At 62.5% G+C, this 14944-nt stretch carries 17 protein-coding genes; 6 read left to right on the top strand and 11 right to left on the bottom strand.

The genetic code is table 11. From position 1 onward, the window contains the following. Window positions 1-34: 34 nt before the first annotated feature. From KI235_RS19305 to trxB, 3 genes are all read right to left on the bottom strand, one after another. Complete coding sequence (locus KI235_RS19305; protein WP_003203338.1) at window positions 35-742, bottom strand: arginyltransferase; 708 nt, start codon at window positions 740-742, stop codon at window positions 35-37. Between the two features lie 57 nt (window positions 743-799). Beyond that, window positions 800-1480 carry a leucyl/phenylalanyl-tRNA--protein transferase gene (gene aat, locus KI235_RS19300; protein WP_003203336.1) on the bottom strand — a complete coding sequence of 227 codons (681 nt, stop codon included), beginning with the start codon at window positions 1478-1480 and terminating at the stop codon, window positions 800-802. Between the two features lie 81 nt (window positions 1481-1561). After that, window positions 1562-2521 (bottom strand): thioredoxin-disulfide reductase, encoded by a 960-nt coding sequence (trxB, locus tag KI235_RS19295; protein WP_003203334.1) that lies wholly within the window; start codon window positions 2519-2521, stop codon window positions 1562-1564. A 308-nt stretch (window positions 2522-2829) separates the two neighbouring features. On the opposite strand from trxB, the gene KI235_RS19290 reads away from it, so the two are divergent. The 6 genes from KI235_RS19290 (at window position 2830) to cysG (ending at window position 10504) form a co-directional block, all read left to right on the top strand. Beyond that, a complete protein-coding gene (locus KI235_RS19290) occupies window positions 2830-5235 on the top strand; it encodes a DNA translocase FtsK (protein ID WP_003203332.1) in 2406 nt (801 codons plus the stop codon). 57 nt (window positions 5236-5292) lie between these two features. Next, window positions 5293-5916 carry an outer membrane lipoprotein chaperone LolA gene (gene lolA / locus KI235_RS19285; protein ID WP_003203330.1) on the top strand — a complete coding sequence of 208 codons (624 nt, stop codon included), beginning with the start codon at window positions 5293-5295 and terminating at the stop codon, window positions 5914-5916. A gap of 200 nt (window positions 5917-6116) precedes the next feature. Next, window positions 6117-7442, top strand: coding sequence for a replication-associated recombination protein A (locus KI235_RS19280; protein WP_003203328.1), 1326 nt, complete (start codon window positions 6117-6119; stop codon window positions 7440-7442). Next, a complete protein-coding gene (crcB, locus tag KI235_RS19275; protein ID WP_013693703.1) occupies window positions 7439-7813 on the top strand; it encodes a fluoride efflux transporter CrcB in 375 nt (124 codons plus the stop codon). The genes KI235_RS19280 and crcB overlap by 4 nt, the downstream gene beginning before the upstream one ends. 15 nt (window positions 7814-7828) lie before the next feature. Continuing rightward, on the top strand, window positions 7829-9109 hold the full coding sequence (gene serS, locus KI235_RS19270) for a serine--tRNA ligase (RefSeq protein ID WP_003203323.1): 1281 nt from the start codon (window positions 7829-7831) through the stop codon (window positions 9107-9109). Next, window positions 9110-10504, top strand: a complete 1395-nt coding sequence (gene cysG, locus KI235_RS19265) for a siroheme synthase CysG (protein ID WP_003203321.1) — start codon at window positions 9110-9112, stop codon at window positions 10502-10504. 119 nt (window positions 10505-10623) lie between these two features. On the opposite strand, the gene KI235_RS19260 is transcribed toward cysG, so the two are convergent. The 8 genes from KI235_RS19260 to KI235_RS19225 form a co-directional block, all read right to left on the bottom strand. Further along, window positions 10624-11628: a glutathione S-transferase family protein gene (locus tag KI235_RS19260; protein ID WP_212795250.1), complete on the bottom strand. Its 1005-nt coding sequence runs from the start codon at window positions 11626-11628 to the stop codon at window positions 10624-10626. An 88-nt stretch (window positions 11629-11716) separates the two neighbouring features. After that, window positions 11717-12718, bottom strand: a complete 1002-nt coding sequence (locus KI235_RS19255) for a glycosyl transferase family protein (RefSeq protein ID WP_003203316.1) — start codon at window positions 12716-12718, stop codon at window positions 11717-11719. Continuing rightward, window positions 12715-13050 carry a TusE/DsrC/DsvC family sulfur relay protein gene (locus KI235_RS19250; protein ID WP_003203314.1) on the bottom strand — a complete coding sequence of 112 codons (336 nt, stop codon included), beginning with the start codon at window positions 13048-13050 and terminating at the stop codon, window positions 12715-12717. Before KI235_RS19250 ends, KI235_RS19255 begins: the two co-directional genes overlap by 4 nt. Continuing rightward, window positions 13047-13340, bottom strand: coding sequence for a sulfurtransferase complex subunit TusB (gene tusB / locus KI235_RS19245; protein WP_003203312.1), 294 nt, complete (start codon window positions 13338-13340; stop codon window positions 13047-13049). The genes KI235_RS19250 and tusB overlap by 4 nt, the downstream gene beginning before the upstream one ends. Next, window positions 13340-13702: a sulfurtransferase complex subunit TusC gene (gene tusC / locus KI235_RS19240; RefSeq protein WP_028237175.1), complete on the bottom strand. Its 363-nt coding sequence runs from the start codon at window positions 13700-13702 to the stop codon at window positions 13340-13342. Before tusC ends, tusB begins: the two co-directional genes overlap by 1 nt. Continuing rightward, window positions 13702-14094, bottom strand: a complete 393-nt coding sequence (tusD, locus tag KI235_RS19235; RefSeq protein WP_013693700.1) for a sulfurtransferase complex subunit TusD — start codon at window positions 14092-14094, stop codon at window positions 13702-13704. Before tusD ends, tusC begins: the two co-directional genes overlap by 1 nt. A 147-nt stretch (window positions 14095-14241) precedes the next feature. Further along, the gene (locus KI235_RS19230; RefSeq protein ID WP_003203305.1) at window positions 14242-14577 is read right to left on the bottom strand and encodes a DUF6388 family protein; all 336 of its coding nucleotides are present in this window, start codon (window positions 14575-14577) and stop codon (window positions 14242-14244) included. Window positions 14578-14579: 2 nt separating this feature from the next. Further along, complete coding sequence (locus KI235_RS19225) at window positions 14580-14840, bottom strand: hypothetical protein (protein ID WP_003203303.1); 261 nt, start codon at window positions 14838-14840, stop codon at window positions 14580-14582. Window positions 14841-14944: the final 104 nt, after the last annotated feature.

Below are 14944 nucleotides of genomic sequence, written 5' to 3'. Positions count from 1 at the left end.
AGCCAAGGGGTTCTAGCTTTTAAGCCGAAGGGATCTAACTCAGGACAACCCACCGCTGGTTAATCAGCAGTTCAATGGGGCGATATTGGGTCTTGTAGTTCATTTTCTTGCAGTTCTTGATCCAGTAGCCCAGGTACACCGCTTCCAGTCCCAGGCGCCGGGCTTCGTTGATTTGCCAGAGGATGGCAAACCGCCCCAGGCTGCGCCGTTCTTCGTCTGGCTCGTAGAAGGTGTACACCGCCGAAAGCCCATTGGGCAGCAGGTCCGTGACGGCGATGGCGACCAGGCGCCCTTCGAGGCGGAATTCGTAGAAGCGGGAAAACGGCAGATCACGTACCAGGAAGGTCGAGAACTGATCCCGACTGGGCGGATACATGTCGCCATCGGCATGGCGTTGTTCGATGTAGCGCTGGTACAGGTCGAAATATTCTTCAGTGAACTGCGGCTTGGCTGGGCGGACCTGAAGGTCGGCGTTGCGCTTGAAAATGCGTTTCTGCTGACGATTGGGCAAAAATTGCGCCACAGGGATGCGCGCCGGGACGCAGGCGTTGCAATGCTGGCAATGGGGCCGGTAGAGATGGTCGCCACTACGACGAAAGCCCATTTCCGACAGGTCTGCGTAGACATGCACATCCATGGGCTGGCTAGGGTCGAGGAACAGCGTCGTGGCCTGCTCCTCTGGCAGGTAACTGCAAGAGTGGGGCTGAGTGGCATAGAACTTCAAGCGCGCCAACTCGGTCATGATCAACCCTCGGATAAGCTTTTAAATTTAAGTGTAAGCCACGAGCGCGAATGTCGCTCAGCAAACCCAGGTTGCGTGGTTGGGTTGATCCAGATGGGCCTTGAGATAGCCCGCAAACTCAGTCCGTGGAATCGAGCGGGCGCCCAGGCTGTGCAGATGCTCGGTGGGCATCTGGCAGTCGATCAGCACGAAACCGGCGGCCTTGAGGTGTTGGACCAGCCTCGCGAAGCCGAATTTCGACGCATTGTCGGCCCGGCTGAACATGGACTCGCCAAAAAACAGCTGGCCCATGGCCAAGCCATACAGGCCGCCCACCAATGCCCCTTGGTCCCACACTTCCACCGAATGGGCGAAACCGCGTCGGTGCAGTTCCAGATAAGCGGTTTGCATGGCGTCGGTGATCCAGGTGCCCTCGGCATAGTCCCGCGGCGCGGCGCAGGCCTGGATGACCGCGGCAAAATCCCGATCGAACGTCACTTCATAGCGCTGCTTGCGCAGCAGTTTGCCCAGGCTGCGGGATATGTGCAGTTCGTCGGGAAACAGCACCGTGCGCGGGTCCGGCGACCACCAGAGGATCGGCTGCCCCTCGGAAAACCATGGGAAGCAACCATGGCGATAGGCCTGGATCAGCCTGTCGGCGGATAGATCGCCACCGGCGGCCAATAACCCGTTGGGATCGCGCATGGCTTTTGCCAGTGGCGGGAACTCGAAAGTGTTGCGTTGTAACCAGGTCAGCATTGGTATCCGGCTTAGTAGAAGGGGAGGGCGGCAGGTGGCGGGCCTCGTCCATCAGCGAGCGCCCGCCTGGAAGGTTAACCGTCAAACGGCCGGGATGTCATCGAGATACTTCTCTGCGTCGAGTGCGGCCATGCAGCCAGCGCCGGCGGAGGTAATCGCTTGGCGATAGACATGGTCGGCCACATCGCCGGCGGCGAACACGCCTTCGATATCGGTCGCGGTGGCGTTGCCTTCGTTGCCGCCGCGTACGAGCAGGTAGCCGTCACGCATCTTCAACTGGCCCTGGAACAGCTCGGTATTGGGTTTATGGCCGATAGCAATGAACACGCCGGCCAGGGACAGGGTGCTGGTTTCGCCGGTCTCGCTGTGGCGCAGGCGCGCGCCAGTCACGCCGCTGGCGTCGCCCAGGACTTCGTCCAGGTTCTGGTTCCAGTGCAGCTTGATATTGCCGCTGGCGGCCTTTTCGAAGAGTTTGTCCTGCAGGATTTTCTCTGAACGCAGCTTGTCGCGACGGTGGATCAGGTGCACTTCCCTGGCGATGTTCGACAGGTACAGGGCTTCCTCGACCGCGGTATTGCCGCCGCCGACCACGGCCACCACCTGGTTGCGATAGAAAAAGCCATCGCAGGTCGCACACGCCGAAACTCCCTTGCCGGCGAAGCTTTCTTCCGAAGGCAGTCCCAGGTATTGGGCTGAGGCACCGGTGGCAATGATCAGCGCGTCGCAGGTGTAGGTGCCGCTGTCGCCGATCAATTCGAATGGGCGCTGTTGCAACTTGGCGGTGTGGACATGGTCGTAGACGATCTGCGTGTCGAAGCGCTCGGCGTGCCGTTGCATGCGTTCCATCAGTACCGGGCCCGTCAGGCCTTCGACATCGCCGGGCCAGTTATCGACTTCCACCGTGGTGGTGAGCTGGCCACCGGCCTGCAGACCGGTAATGACAACGGGTTTGAGGTTGGCGCGGGCAGCATAGACGGCAGCGCTGTACCCCGCAGGGCCGGAACCGAGAATGATCAGGCGTGAATGCTTCACTTCGCTCATAAAAAACACCTCATAAGCCTTTGTCACAAAAGAGAATGCATGGTCCAATTGGCGCGTGTACACCCTGTATCCGGCTATGCTGTCAGGCAATGCCTTGGCGCGGACAAACCCGTACAATGCTTGAGTTTTGAACGCAGGATGGGCTAAAGATCAAAATCTTCGGCAACACCTGCGGTTTTCTGGATGCACCCCACAGTGGTAAAAGTAGTACCGGTTGTGCACATTCACTTTTTTACCTGCTCGTCATGGGCAGTTTTTTATAGTCATTCAACAGATGGACGCGCCGTTGGCGCAGGAAAAGAAGCGTTTTGAAGAAATCCACCGCAGCACCCAAACCAGTCGTTCCGCTCTGGCGCCAGCAATTGCACTACCGGCTCAAGGAAGGTGCGTTGATCGCCATCGGCGCCCTGTGCCTGTTCCTGATGATGGCCCTGCTGACCTACGGCAAGGACGATCCGGGCTGGAGCCATAACAGCAAGATCGACGACGTGCAGAACTTCGGCGGTCCGGCCGGTTCCTACAGCGCCGACATCCTGTTCATGGTGCTGGGCTATTTCGCCTACATCTTCCCGCTGCTGCTGGCGATCAAGGCCTATCAGATCTTCCGCCAGCGCCACGAGCCGTGGCAGTGGAGCGGCTGGCTGTTCTCCTGGCGCCTGATCGGCCTGGTGTTCCTGGTGTTGTCGGGGGCCGCGCTGGCCCATATCCATTTCCACGCGCCCACCGGCTTGCCGGCCGGGGCGGGCGGGGCGCTGGGGGAAAGCCTCGGCGACCTGGCCAGGAACGCCCTGAACATCCAGGGCAGCACGCTGCTGTTCATCGCCCTGTTCCTGTTCGGCCTGACGGTGTTCACCGACCTGTCATGGTTCAAGGTCATGGACGTCACCGGCAAGATCACCCTCGACCTGATCGAGCTGATCCAGGGCGCCATGAATCGCTGGTGGGCGGCGCGCACCGAGCGCAAGCAACTGGTGGCGCAACTGCGTGAAGTCGACGACCGTGTCCACGACGTGGTAGCCCCGACGACGCCGGACAAGCGCGAGCAGGCCAAGGTCAAGGAGCGCCTGATCGAGCGTGAGCAGGCGTTGAGCAAGCACATGTCCGATCGCGAGAAACAGGTGCCGCCGGTCATCACCATGGCCCCGGCCAAGCCGCCCGAGCAAAGCAAGCGCGTCCAGAAAGAGAAACAGGCGCCGCTGTTCGTCGACAGCGCGGTGGAAGGCACCTTGCCGCCGATCTCGATCCTGGACCCGGCCGAGAAGAAACAGCTCAACTACTCGCCCGAATCCCTGGCGGCCGTCGGCCATTTGCTGGAGATCAAGCTCAAGGAGTTCGGCGTCGAGGTCTCGGTGGACTCGATTCACCCGGGCCCGGTCATCACCCGCTACGAAATCCAGCCGGCCGCCGGCGTGAAGGTCAGCCGCATCTCCAACCTCGCGAAAGACCTGGCGCGTTCCCTGGCCGTGACCAGCGTGCGGGTGGTGGAAGTGATTCCCGGCAAGACCACCGTGGGCATCGAGATTCCCAACGAAGACCGGCAGATCGTGCGCTTCTCCGAAGTGCTGTCGACGCCTGAGTACGACAACCACAAGTCGCCGGTCACCCTGGCCCTGGGCCACGACATCGGCGGCAAGCCGGTCATCACTGACCTGGCGAAAATGCCCCACCTGCTGGTGGCCGGTACCACCGGTTCCGGTAAGTCGGTGGGCGTGAACGCGATGATCCTGTCGATTCTGTTCAAGTCAGGTCCCGAAGACGCCAAGCTGATCATGATCGACCCGAAAATGCTCGAGCTGTCGATCTACGAAGGCATCCCGCACCTGCTCTGCCCGGTGGTCACCGACATGAAGGACGCCGCCAACGCCTTGCGCTGGAGCGTCGCCGAGATGGAGCGCCGCTACAAGCTGATGGCGAAGATGGGCGTGCGCAACCTGTCGGGCTTCAATGCCAAGGTCAAGGAAGCCGAAGAGGCCGGTACGCCGTTGAGCGACCCGCTGTATCACCGCGAAAATATCCACGACGAAGCGCCGCTGCTGCACAAGCTGCCGACCATCGTGGTGGTGGTGGACGAATTCGCCGACATGATGATGATCGTCGGCAAGAAGGTCGAAGAGCTGATCGCCCGTATTGCCCAGAAGGCCCGTGCGGCCGGTATCCACCTGATCCTCGCCACACAGCGGCCGTCGGTGGACGTGATCACCGGCCTGATCAAGGCCAACATCCCGACCCGCATGGCGTTCCAGGTGTCGAGCAAGATCGACTCGCGGACCATCATCGACCAGGGCGGTGCCGAGCAGCTGCTTGGTCACGGTGACATGCTCTACATGCCGCCGGGCACCAGCCTGCCGATCCGTGTGCATGGCGCGTTCGTCTCCGACGACGAAGTGCACCGCGTGGTGGAGGCCTGGAAACTGCGTGGCGCTCCTGAATACAACGACGACATCCTCAACGGTGTCGAAGAAGCCGGCAGCGGTTTCGAGGGCAGCAGCGGCGGCGGTGACGACGATGCTGAAACCGATGCGCTCTATGACGAAGCGGTGCAATTCGTCCTGGAAAGCCGCCGGGCCTCGATTTCTGCCGTTCAGCGCAAGCTGAAGATTGGCTACAACCGCGCCGCCCGCATGATCGAAGCCATGGAAATGGCCGGGGTGGTGACGGCCATGAACACCAACGGCTCGCGCGAAGTACTGGCGCCGGGCCCGATGCGCGACTAACGACCCGGGCGGCCTGCTGACAGACCGCTCGACCCCCACGACTTCATGAGGACTCCCATGCGCCTGATTCGCATGTTGCTGTTGCCCGTACTGGCCTTGTCTACTTTGTCGGCCCACGCCGGCGAAAAGGACGTGGCTCGCCTGACCCAATTGCTGGGAGGCTCCCAGACCCTGACCGCGCGTTTCTCCCAGTTGACCCTCGATGGCAGTGGTACCCAGTTGCAGGAAACCGCTGGCGACATGGCCCTGCAGCGTCCAGGCCTGTTCTACTGGCACACCGATGCGCCAGCCGAGCAATTGATGGTCTCAGATGGCAAGAAAGTTTCCCTGTGGGACCCGGACCTGGAGCAGGTGACCATCAAGACCCTCGACCAGCGCCTGACCCAGACGCCGGCGCTGCTGCTCTCCGGTGACATTTCCGAGATCAGCCAGAGCTTCGAGATCACCTCCAAGGAGGCCGGTGGCGTGATTGACTTCACCCTCAAGCCCAAGACCAAGGATAGCCTGTTCGACAGTCTGCGCCTGTCGTTCCGTAACGGCCTGGTCAACGACATGCAACTGATCGACAGTGTTGGCCAGCGCACCAATATCCTGTTCACCGGGGTCAAGGCCAACGAGCCGATCGCCGCGTCCAAGTTCAAGTTCGATATCCCCAAGGGTGCGGACGTGATCCAGGAATAAACCAAGACCCCCTGTGGGAAATCGCCTGTAGGAATGGTCTGTGGGAATTGGTCTGTGGGAGCAAGGCTTGCCCGCGATACAGGCACCTCGGTGTATCTGGTAGACCGAGGCGATGCAATCGCGGGCAAGCCTTGCTCCCACAGGTCTGCTCCGGCAGAGATCATCGGCACCAGGATTCAGTGGAGGTTGCATAAGTAGTGATGGACCTGTTTCGAAGCGCCCCGATTGCCCAGCCCTTGGCCGCCCGCCTGCGCGCGACCAACCTGGATGAGTACGTCGGCCAGGAGCATGTGCTCGCCCGCGGCAAGCCTCTGCGCGAGGCCTTGGAGCAGGGTGCGTTGCACTCGATGATCTTCTGGGGCCCGCCGGGCGTGGGCAAGACCACCCTGGCGCGACTGCTGGCGGAAGTCTCGGACGCCCATTTCGAAACGGTGTCGGCGGTACTGGCCGGGGTCAAGGAGATCCGCCAGGCGGTGGAAGTGGCCAAGCAGCAGGCCGGGCAATACGGCAAGCGCACGATCCTGTTCGTCGACGAAGTCCACCGTTTCAACAAGTCTCAACAGGACGCATTCCTGCCCTACGTCGAAGACGGCACGCTGATTTTCATTGGCGCGACCACCGAAAACCCTTCGTTCGAACTCAACAACGCTTTGCTGTCGCGGGCGCGGGTCTACGTGCTCAAGAGCCTCGACGAGGCGGCGATGCGCAAGTTGGTGCATCGCGCGCTGACCGAGGAGCGCGGCCTGGGCAAGCGGCATCTGAGCCTCAGCGATGAAGGCTTCCAGATCCTGTTTTCAGCCGCCGATGGCGATGGCCGGCGCTTGCTCAACCTGCTGGAAAACGCCTCGGACCTGGCCGAAGACGACAGCGAGATCGGCGTCGAGCTGCTGCAAAGCCTGCTGGGTGACACCCGTCGGCGCTTCGACAAGGGCGGCGAGGCGTTCTACGACCAGATTTCGGCGCTGCACAAATCGATCCGCGGTTCCAACCCCGACGCGGCCTTGTACTGGTTTGCGCGCATGATCGACGGCGGCTGCGATCCGCTGTACCTGGCGCGGCGGGTGGTGCGCATGGCCAGCGAAGACATCGGTAATGCCGACCCGCGGGCCCTGAGCCTGTGCCTGGCGGCCTGGGACGTGCAGGAGCGCCTCGGCAGCCCGGAAGGCGAGCTTGCCGTGGCCCAGGCGATCACCTACCTGGCCTGCGCGCCGAAAAGCAACGCCGTGTACATGGGTTTCAAGGCGGCGATGCGCAGCGCTACCGAGCACGGTTCCCTCGAGGTGCCGCTGCACCTGCGCAACGCGCCGACCAAGCTCATGAAGCAGCTGGGCTACGGCGAAGAATACCGTTACGCCCACGATGAGCCGGACGCCTATGCCGCCGGCGAAGACTATTTTCCCGATGAACTCGAACCCCAGCGCTTCTATCAGCCGGTGCCTCGTGGCCTGGAGCTGAAGATCGGCGAGAAGCTCAACCACTTGGCGCAACTGGACCGCTTGAGTCCACGGCAGCGGAGAAAACCTTGATCCCCTTGATTCTTGCAGTTTCCGCCGGTGGCGTTGCGGGTACGTTGGTGCGCTTCGCGACCGGCAACTGGATCAACGCAAATTGGCCGCGGCACTTCTATACCGCGACGCTGGCCGTTAATATCGTGGGCTGTCTGCTGATCGGTGTTCTATACGGTCTGTTTTTGATGCGCCCGGAAGTGCCTATCGAGGTGCGTGCGGGCCTGATCGTCGGCTTTCTTGGCGGCCTGACGACCTTTTCATCCTTTTCACTGGATACGGTGCGCTTGCTGGAAAGCGGGCAAGTGCCGCTGGCCCTGGGCTATGCGGCCATCAGCGTATTCGGCGGGCTGCTCGCCACCTGGGCTGGCCTGTCCTTGACCAAACTTTGATAACGAGAGACCGACATGCTCGATTCCAAACTGTTACGTAGCAACCTTCAGGACGTAGCGGACCGCCTGGCATCCCGTGGCTTTGCCCTGGACGTCGCGCGCATCGAAGCGCTGGAAGAACAGCGCAAGACCGTCCAGACCCGCACCGAAGCCCTGCAGGCTGAACGTAACGCGCGCTCCAAGTCCATCGGCCAGGCCAAGCAGCGCGGTGAAGACATCGCGCCGCTGATGGCTGATGTCGAGCGCATGGCGGGCGAATTGAGCGCCGGCAAGGTCGAGCTGGACGCGATCCAGACCGAGCTGGATTCGATCCTGCTGGGCATCCCGAACCTGCCTCACGAATCGGTGCCGGTCGGTGAAGACGAAGAGGGCAACGTCGAAGTGCGCCGTTGGGGCACGCCGAAAGCCTTCGATTTCCCGGTGCAGGACCACGTGGCCCTGGGCGAGAAGTTCGGCTGGCTCGACTTCGAAACCGCCGCCAAGCTGTCGGGCGCCCGTTTTGCCTTGCTGCGCGGGCCGATTGCCCGCCTGCACCGGGCCCTGGCGCAGTTCATGATCAACCTGCATGTCACCGAGCACGGCTACGAAGAAGCCTACACGCCGTACCTGGTCCAGGCCCCGGCCCTGCAAGGCACTGGCCAGTTGCCGAAGTTCGAGGAAGATCTGTTCAAGATCAGCCGCGAAGGCGAGGCAGACCTGTACCTGATCCCGACCGCCGAAGTGTCGCTGACCAACATCGTGGCCGGCGAAATCGTCGACGCCAAGCAACTGCCGATCAAGTTCGTTGCCCACACGCCGTGCTTCCGCAGTGAAGCCGGGGCGTCGGGCCGTGACACCCGTGGCATGATCCGCCAACACCAGTTCGACAAGGTCGAGATGGTGCAGATCGTCGAGCCTTCGAAGTCCATGGAAGCGCTGGAAAGCCTGACCGCCAACGCCGAGAAGGTCTTGCAGCTGCTGGAACTGCCGTATCGCACCCTGGCGCTGTGCACCGGCGACATGGGCTTCAGTGCGGTCAAGACCTATGACCTGGAAGTCTGGATCCCGAGCCAGGACAAGTACCGCGAGATTTCCTCGTGCTCCAACTGCGGCGACTTCCAGGCCCGCCGCATGCAGGCGCGTTTCCGCAACCCGGAAACCGGCAAGCCGGAACTGGTCCACACCCTCAATGGCTCTGGCCTGGCGGTGGGGCGTACCCTGGTGGCGGTGCTGGAAAACTACCAGCAGGCCGACGGTTCGATCCGTGTGCCTGAAGTGTTGAAGCCCTACATGGGCGGCATTGAGGTCATCGGCTAAATGGACTATTTGCCACTGTTCCACAACCTGCGCGGCAGCCGCGTGCTGGTGGTCGGCGGTGGGGAGATTGCCTTGCGCAAGTCCCGCCTGCTGGCCGATGCCGGCGCGTTGCTGCGGGTGGTCGCACCCGACATCGAACCGCAGTTGCGGGAACTGGTCAGTGGCAGCGGCGGCGAGTGCCTCCAGCGCGGTTACCTTGAAACGGACCTGGACGGTTGCGGGCTGATCATTGCCGCTACCGACGACGAACCGCTCAATGCCCAGGTCTCGGCTGACGCTCATAAGCGTTGTGTGCCGGTCAACGTGGTGGACGCGCCGGCGCTGTGCAGCGTGATCTTCCCGGCGATCGTCGACCGCTCACCGTTGGTGATCGCGGTGTCCAGCGGCGGCGACGCGCCGGTGCTGGCGCGGCTGATCCGGGCCAAGCTGGAAACCTGGATTCCGTCGACCTACGGGCAGTTGGCTGGGCTGGCGGCGCGTTTTCGCAGCCAGGTCAAAGGCTTGTTTCCCGATGTGCAGCAACGACGGGCGTTCTGGGAAGAAGTGTTCCAGGGTCCTATCGCCGACCGGCAACTGGCCGGGCAGGGCGCTGAAGCCGAGCGCCTGCTGCGGGAAAAGATCGATGGCCAGGCGCCGGACGCGCCGGGCGAAGTTTATCTGGTGGGCGCCGGGCCGGGCGATCCGGACCTGTTGACCTTCCGCGCCTTGCGCTTGATGCAACAGGCGGACGTGGTGCTGTACGACCGCCTGGTGGCGCCGGCGATCCTGGAGCTCTGCCGGCGCGACGCCGAGCGCATCTACGTCGGCAAGCGCCGTTCCGAACATGCCGTACCCCAGGACCAGATCAACCAGCAATTGGTGGACCTGGCTCGCCAAGGCAAGCGCGTGGTGCGGTTGAAGGGCGGCGATCCGTTCATCTTCGGGCGCGGCGGCGAGGAGATCGAAGAGCTGGCGGCCCATGGCATCCCGTTCCAGGTCGTCCCGGGCATCACCGCGGCCAGTGGTTGCGCGGCCTACGCCGGAATCCCGCTGACCCATCGCGACTACGCCCAATCGGTGCGTTTCATCACCGGCCATCTCAAGGACGGCACCAGCGACTTGCCATGGGCCGACCTGGTCTCTCCGGCCCAGACGCTGGTGTTCTACATGGGCTTGGTCGGCCTGCCGATGATCTGCAGCGAGCTGATCAAGCATGGCCGTGCGGCGGATACGCCAGCGGCGTTGATCCAGCAGGGCACGACGTCCAACCAGCGGGTATTTACCGGCACTTTGGCGGACTTGCCACGGCTGGTGGCCGAGCACGAAGTGCATGCGCCGACCCTGGTGATCGTTGGGGAAGTGGTGCAACTGCGCGAGAAGCTGGCGTGGTTTGAAGGGGCTCAAGGCCAGGTCTGAAACCGTGTTGTCCCGATTGCGAGCAAGCTCGCTCCCACAGTGGACCGTGTTTGAATACAGTCCAATGTGGGAGCGAGCTTGCTCGCGATGAGGCCCTCAAATACAGCGAAAACCCAGGTTCAATCCCCAGCCCCACGCCAAATCCCTTTCCCACTCAACCTTCCCCGATCATGGGCGACCGTAAGGTCCTGCTTCGGCCCCTTGGGCACGATCCCATTCGGGTTGATGGTCTTGTGGCTGCCGTAGTAATGGCCTTGGATGTGGGTGAAATCCACGGTCTCGGCAATGCCTGGCCACTGGTACAACTCCCGCAGCCAGTTCGACAGGTTCGGATAATCGGCGATGCGCCGCAGGTTGCATTTGAAGTGGCCGAAGTACACCGCGTCGAAGCGGATGATCGTAGTGAATAGGCGAATATCGGCCTCGGTCAGGTAATCGCCAGCCAGGTAGCGACGGGTTGCCAGTAACGCTTCCAGCCAATCCAGTTCGGTAAATAGCCGGTCGAAGGCTTCTTCATACGCGGCTTGGGTCGTGGCGAATCCGGCACGGTACACACCGTTGTTCACCGTCGGGTAGATCCGCTCGTTCAAGGCGTCGATATCGCGGCGCAGGTGTTCGGGATACAGGTCCAGGTCGTTGCCAGTCAAGTCGTCGAAGGCACTGTTGAACATGCGGATGATTTCCGCCGATTCATTGTTGACGATGCGTTGTTGGCGTTTGTCCCACAGCACCGGCACGGTAACGCGGCCAGTGTAGTCCGGCGTGTCGGCGGTGTAGCGCTGATGCAGGAAGCTCAGGTTGTCGAGTTTGTCGCCAGTGGAGCCGTGGGTCTTGTCGAAGGTCCAGCCGTTTTCCAACATCAGGTAGCTGACCACCGACACATCGATCAAGTTTTCCAGGCCCTTGAGCTTGCGCAAGATCAGCGTGCGGTGCGCCCAGGGGCAGGCCAGGGACACGTACAAATGGTAGCGCCCGGCCTCGGCGGCAAAACCGCTGTCGCCCGAAGGGCCGGCGCTGCCGTCGGCAGTCACCCAGTGACGGCGTTGCGCCTGTTCGCGCTGGAAGGTGCCGTCCTTGCTTTCATACCACTGATCCTGCCAGCGGCCCTCGACTAACAAACCCATCTCGATCTCCTCGGCCAATAAACGTTGGAGGCGAGTCTATTCCGATAGGTTCGGAGTAAAAGCGCAAAGGTTGGGCGCTAATGATCGGTTAAATCGAACGATCCCGGGCATCCCAATACTGCCGGGCTTTGTCGAACGCTTCTTCGCGCGCCAGGCCCAGGCCACGCAAGGCCAGGGCCATGGTGGCGATCAGCGCCAGTTGTGGGTAGCTGTCCTCGACGTCGCCACGCCAGATCGCCTTCAAGTGCTCGGGATCGAGGTTTTCCGGTTTGACGTGGCGCTGCTCGGCCAATCGCGGCCATTCTTCGTCCCAACTGACGCCGCCGGTGGTGCCGTACAAGTGGCTGTCGGCGTCCGGGTTGATTTCGATCTCGCCGCCGTCGCCCTTGATGACGATGGCGGTATCACCGAGCAAGCCGCTGGCATCGCGGTGCACGGCCTGATAGCCCGGGTGGAAGATGCTTTGCAAGCCGCACCGGGCGGCCAGCGGGTTGAGGATGCGTGCCAGGGAGTGGATCGGCGAGCGCAGGCCCAGGGTGTTGCGCAGGTCAATCATCCGCTGCATCTGCGGCGCCCAGTCCACCAGCGGCATGAAGGCCAGGCCGCCGTTGTCCAGCGCGCTGCCGACCTGCTGCCAATCCCGGCACAGTGGGATCTGCAACAAGCCCAGCAATTGTTCGGTGTAGAGCCGGCCTGCCGTATGAGCGCCGGCGCCGTGCATGAAAATCCGCACGCCGTTCTGCCCAAGGCACTTGGCCGCCAGCAGGTACCACGGCAAATGGCGTTTCTTGCCGGCGTAGGTCGGCCAGTCGAGGTCCACCGCCAACGCCGGGACTACCAGGCGTTCACGCAGGGCCTCGGTGAAACCGGCCATCTCCTCGGCACTTTCTTCCTTGTGTCGCAGCAGCATCAGGAAGGCGCCAAGCTGGGTGTCCTCGACCTTTTCGTCGAGCACCAGGCCCATGGCTTCGCGGGCTTCTTCGCGGGTCAGGTTGCGGGCACCGCGCTTGCCTTTGCCAAGGATGCGCACGAACTGGGCGAACGGGTGTTCGGCCGGGGTCTCAAGGGTCAGCGATGGGAAGTCGGTCATAAGCAATTCGTCGGTTTGGGCAGGCCCGCCAGCTTGGCGGCGAGTTTGGCGGGAGTGCCTTTGAACAATCGGTTCAGGTGCAGGCTATTGCCTTTGTCCGCGCCCAGTTTCAGTGCCGTGTACTTGATCAGCGGCCGGGTCGCGGGGGAGAGCTGGAATTCGTTGTAGAAGCCGCGCAGCAGTTCGAGGATTTCCCAGTGTTCGGGGCCGAGCTCGATGTCTTCGGCGGTTGCCAGGGCCGTGGCGACCTCGGCCGACCAGTCGTCAAGGTCGGCCAGGTAGCCGTCCTTGTCCAGCGCGATGGCGCGGTCGCCCACGTTCAGCGTCTTCATAGCCAGGTGTTGACCTTGTCGTGCTCGATCGACAGCTCGACGAAACCTGAGTAGTTGATGGCTTCGGCCCAGTCTGGCGTGTCCAGGGCGCGGGCCTGGAGGTCTTCGGCGAGCACGAACAGGTTCACGCCAGCGGCCTGCAGCACCTCAAACGGTGGGCTGCCCGGTTGCAACGCGTACGTCGCGTCGCCGCACAGCAGCAGCGCATCCTGATTGCCCAGTACCCGCAGGCAACTGGCGAGGCGGTTATCGCCGAAGGGCGAATGAGACAACACATGCAAAGTCGACATCAGAGGGTGATCACCTGGTCGTAACGGTCAATGAGCGCGGCGATTTGCGGCGCGGTCAGAGCTTTCACGTCGCCCAGCGCCAGGGTATCAGTGGCGATACCCCGTTCGGCGGCGCTGTCGGCACAGAGGAACAGGTCCTCGACGCCGAACATCGGCAACGCCTGCAGGTTGGCGCTCAGGTCCTTTTGCTGGACCGCCTTGGCGTTTTGGCCGGCGGTGAGCTGGAACACCCCATCGTCGAGAAACAGCAGGCCGATCGGCAGGTCGAATGCACCGCCGGCCAGGACGATGTCCAGCGCTTCACGGGCGGCGGGGCCGGACCATGGGGCCTGGCGGCTGATGAGCAATAAAGACTTGGCCATCACGCGCCTCCAAAGCAGATCAAACGGTCGGCGTCCTGGATCGCATCGTGCAACTGGCCCAGCCCGGACAAGGCCCAGGGCGCCTCGACACTGGCCGCCGAACGCTGGTAGCGCTGGGCCTCTTCCTCGTTCAACACCCCACGACGCAACGCCGCCGCGATGCAGACCACGCCGTCGAGCTGGTTGTCGCTGACAAAGGTTCGCCATTGCTGGGGCAGGTCCTGTTCGTCCTGGGGCGTGACGACACTGGCGCAGGCGTTATAGACGCCGTCCTGATAGAAAAACAGCCGCACGATCTCATGCCCGCCCGCCAGCGCAGCCTGGGCAAACAGCAAGGCACGGCGCGAGGAGGGCGCATGGGCGGCGGAAAACAGCGCGATGGCGAACTTCATGACAGACCCGATCAGCAAAACTGCGGCCATGATAAAGCTTTATGGGCGGTGGGGCGATTGCCAGGGAAGGGGGCGAGACCTGTTTGGTTCAGGGGCATTTAAAGAATGCTCCTGCTCGGCAGCTCCTACAGGCCACAGGGAAAGTGCTCAGTCCTGGAGTTTGAGGCCATGCAACTCGCAATACTCCGCCCATTCCATCCCCGCCATCTCCGCCACCTCCTTGTGCACTTCCAGGCGCTGGGCCTGGTAGTCCTGGGGTGAAGCGGCGGTCAGTTGCAGGGTCAGTTCCCAGGCAAACAGGCCCAGGCGCTCGGCCTCGGCTTCGAAGGCTTCATGCAACCGCTCGGCGCGGTACTGCGCGGCAGTCTCGCCCTTGGCCTGGGCCAGCAGCGGGTTGAGGTGGTCCAGCTCGACGCGCAGCTCGGGGCGCTCGTCGAGGAATTTTTCCAGGGCTCGTTCGTGTTGCTGTTCGGTTGCCGCCATGGTCACTCCTTGGGGGATGCAGACTGCTTCTTGCTGGCCTTGGCCGCAGCCGCCAGGCATTCGAGGGCGAATTGTTCGGTGTAGGTCATCTGGATCGGCGTGGTTTCGCCCTTGACGGTGCGTTCGCCGTCGAGGATGTAGCGAATCCGCTTGTCGGTGACGCCGAGGCGCTTGGCGATCCAGGACGGTGTCTGGCCGATCTGGCTGATCAGTTTGTCGGCGTATTCGGCGGTGGGTTTGTAGAATTCGGCGTTGGGGGTCATGGAGTGTTCCGCGTGGCTGGTGGCAATGGCGCGACAGGGTGCGCGAATCGCAGGCCGATGTCCCGTGTAAATTTCAGTAAAGCAGCACGAAGGCCCGGGCCGCA

The organism is Pseudomonas sp. St386, assembly GCF_018325865.1.
GTDB classification, from domain to species: domain Bacteria; phylum Pseudomonadota; class Gammaproteobacteria; order Pseudomonadales; family Pseudomonadaceae; genus Aquipseudomonas; species Aquipseudomonas brassicacearum.
Note: the sequence above shows the minus strand (reverse complement) of the source record. Positions and strands in the feature narration are given on the sequence as shown.

Coding starts and splice junctions, on each gene's coding strand:
- KI235_RS19305 (WP_003203338.1), bottom strand. CDS start 742: ATGACCGAGTTGGCGCGCTTGAAGTTCTATGCCACTCAGCCCCACTCT.
- aat (WP_003203336.1), bottom strand. CDS start 1,480: ATGCTGACCTGGTTACAACGCAACACTTTCGAGTTCCCGCCACTGGCA.
- trxB (WP_003203334.1), bottom strand. CDS start 2,521: ATGAGCGAAGTGAAGCATTCACGCCTGATCATTCTCGGTTCCGGCCCT.
- lolA (WP_003203330.1), top strand. CDS start 5,293: ATGCGCCTGATTCGCATGTTGCTGTTGCCCGTACTGGCCTTGTCTACT.
- KI235_RS19280 (WP_003203328.1), top strand. CDS start 6,117: ATGGACCTGTTTCGAAGCGCCCCGATTGCCCAGCCCTTGGCCGCCCGC.
- serS (WP_003203323.1), top strand. CDS start 7,829: ATGCTCGATTCCAAACTGTTACGTAGCAACCTTCAGGACGTAGCGGAC.
- cysG (WP_003203321.1), top strand. CDS start 9,110: ATGGACTATTTGCCACTGTTCCACAACCTGCGCGGCAGCCGCGTGCTG.
- KI235_RS19260 (WP_212795250.1), bottom strand. CDS start 11,628: ATGGGTTTGTTAGTCGAGGGCCGCTGGCAGGATCAGTGGTATGAAAGC.
- KI235_RS19255 (WP_003203316.1), bottom strand. CDS start 12,718: ATGACCGACTTCCCATCGCTGACCCTTGAGACCCCGGCCGAACACCCG.
- KI235_RS19250 (WP_003203314.1), bottom strand. CDS start 13,050: ATGAAGACGCTGAACGTGGGCGACCGCGCCATCGCGCTGGACAAGGAC.
- tusB (WP_003203312.1), bottom strand. CDS start 13,340: ATGTCGACTTTGCATGTGTTGTCTCATTCGCCCTTCGGCGATAACCGC.
- tusC (WP_028237175.1), bottom strand. CDS start 13,702: ATGGCCAAGTCTTTATTGCTCATCAGCCGCCAGGCCCCATGGTCCGGC.
- tusD (WP_013693700.1), bottom strand. CDS start 14,094: ATGAAGTTCGCCATCGCGCTGTTTTCCGCCGCCCATGCGCCCTCCTCG.
- KI235_RS19230 (WP_003203305.1), bottom strand. CDS start 14,577: ATGGCGGCAACCGAACAGCAACACGAACGAGCCCTGGAAAAATTCCTC.
- KI235_RS19225 (WP_003203303.1), bottom strand. CDS start 14,840: ATGACCCCCAACGCCGAATTCTACAAACCCACCGCCGAATACGCCGAC.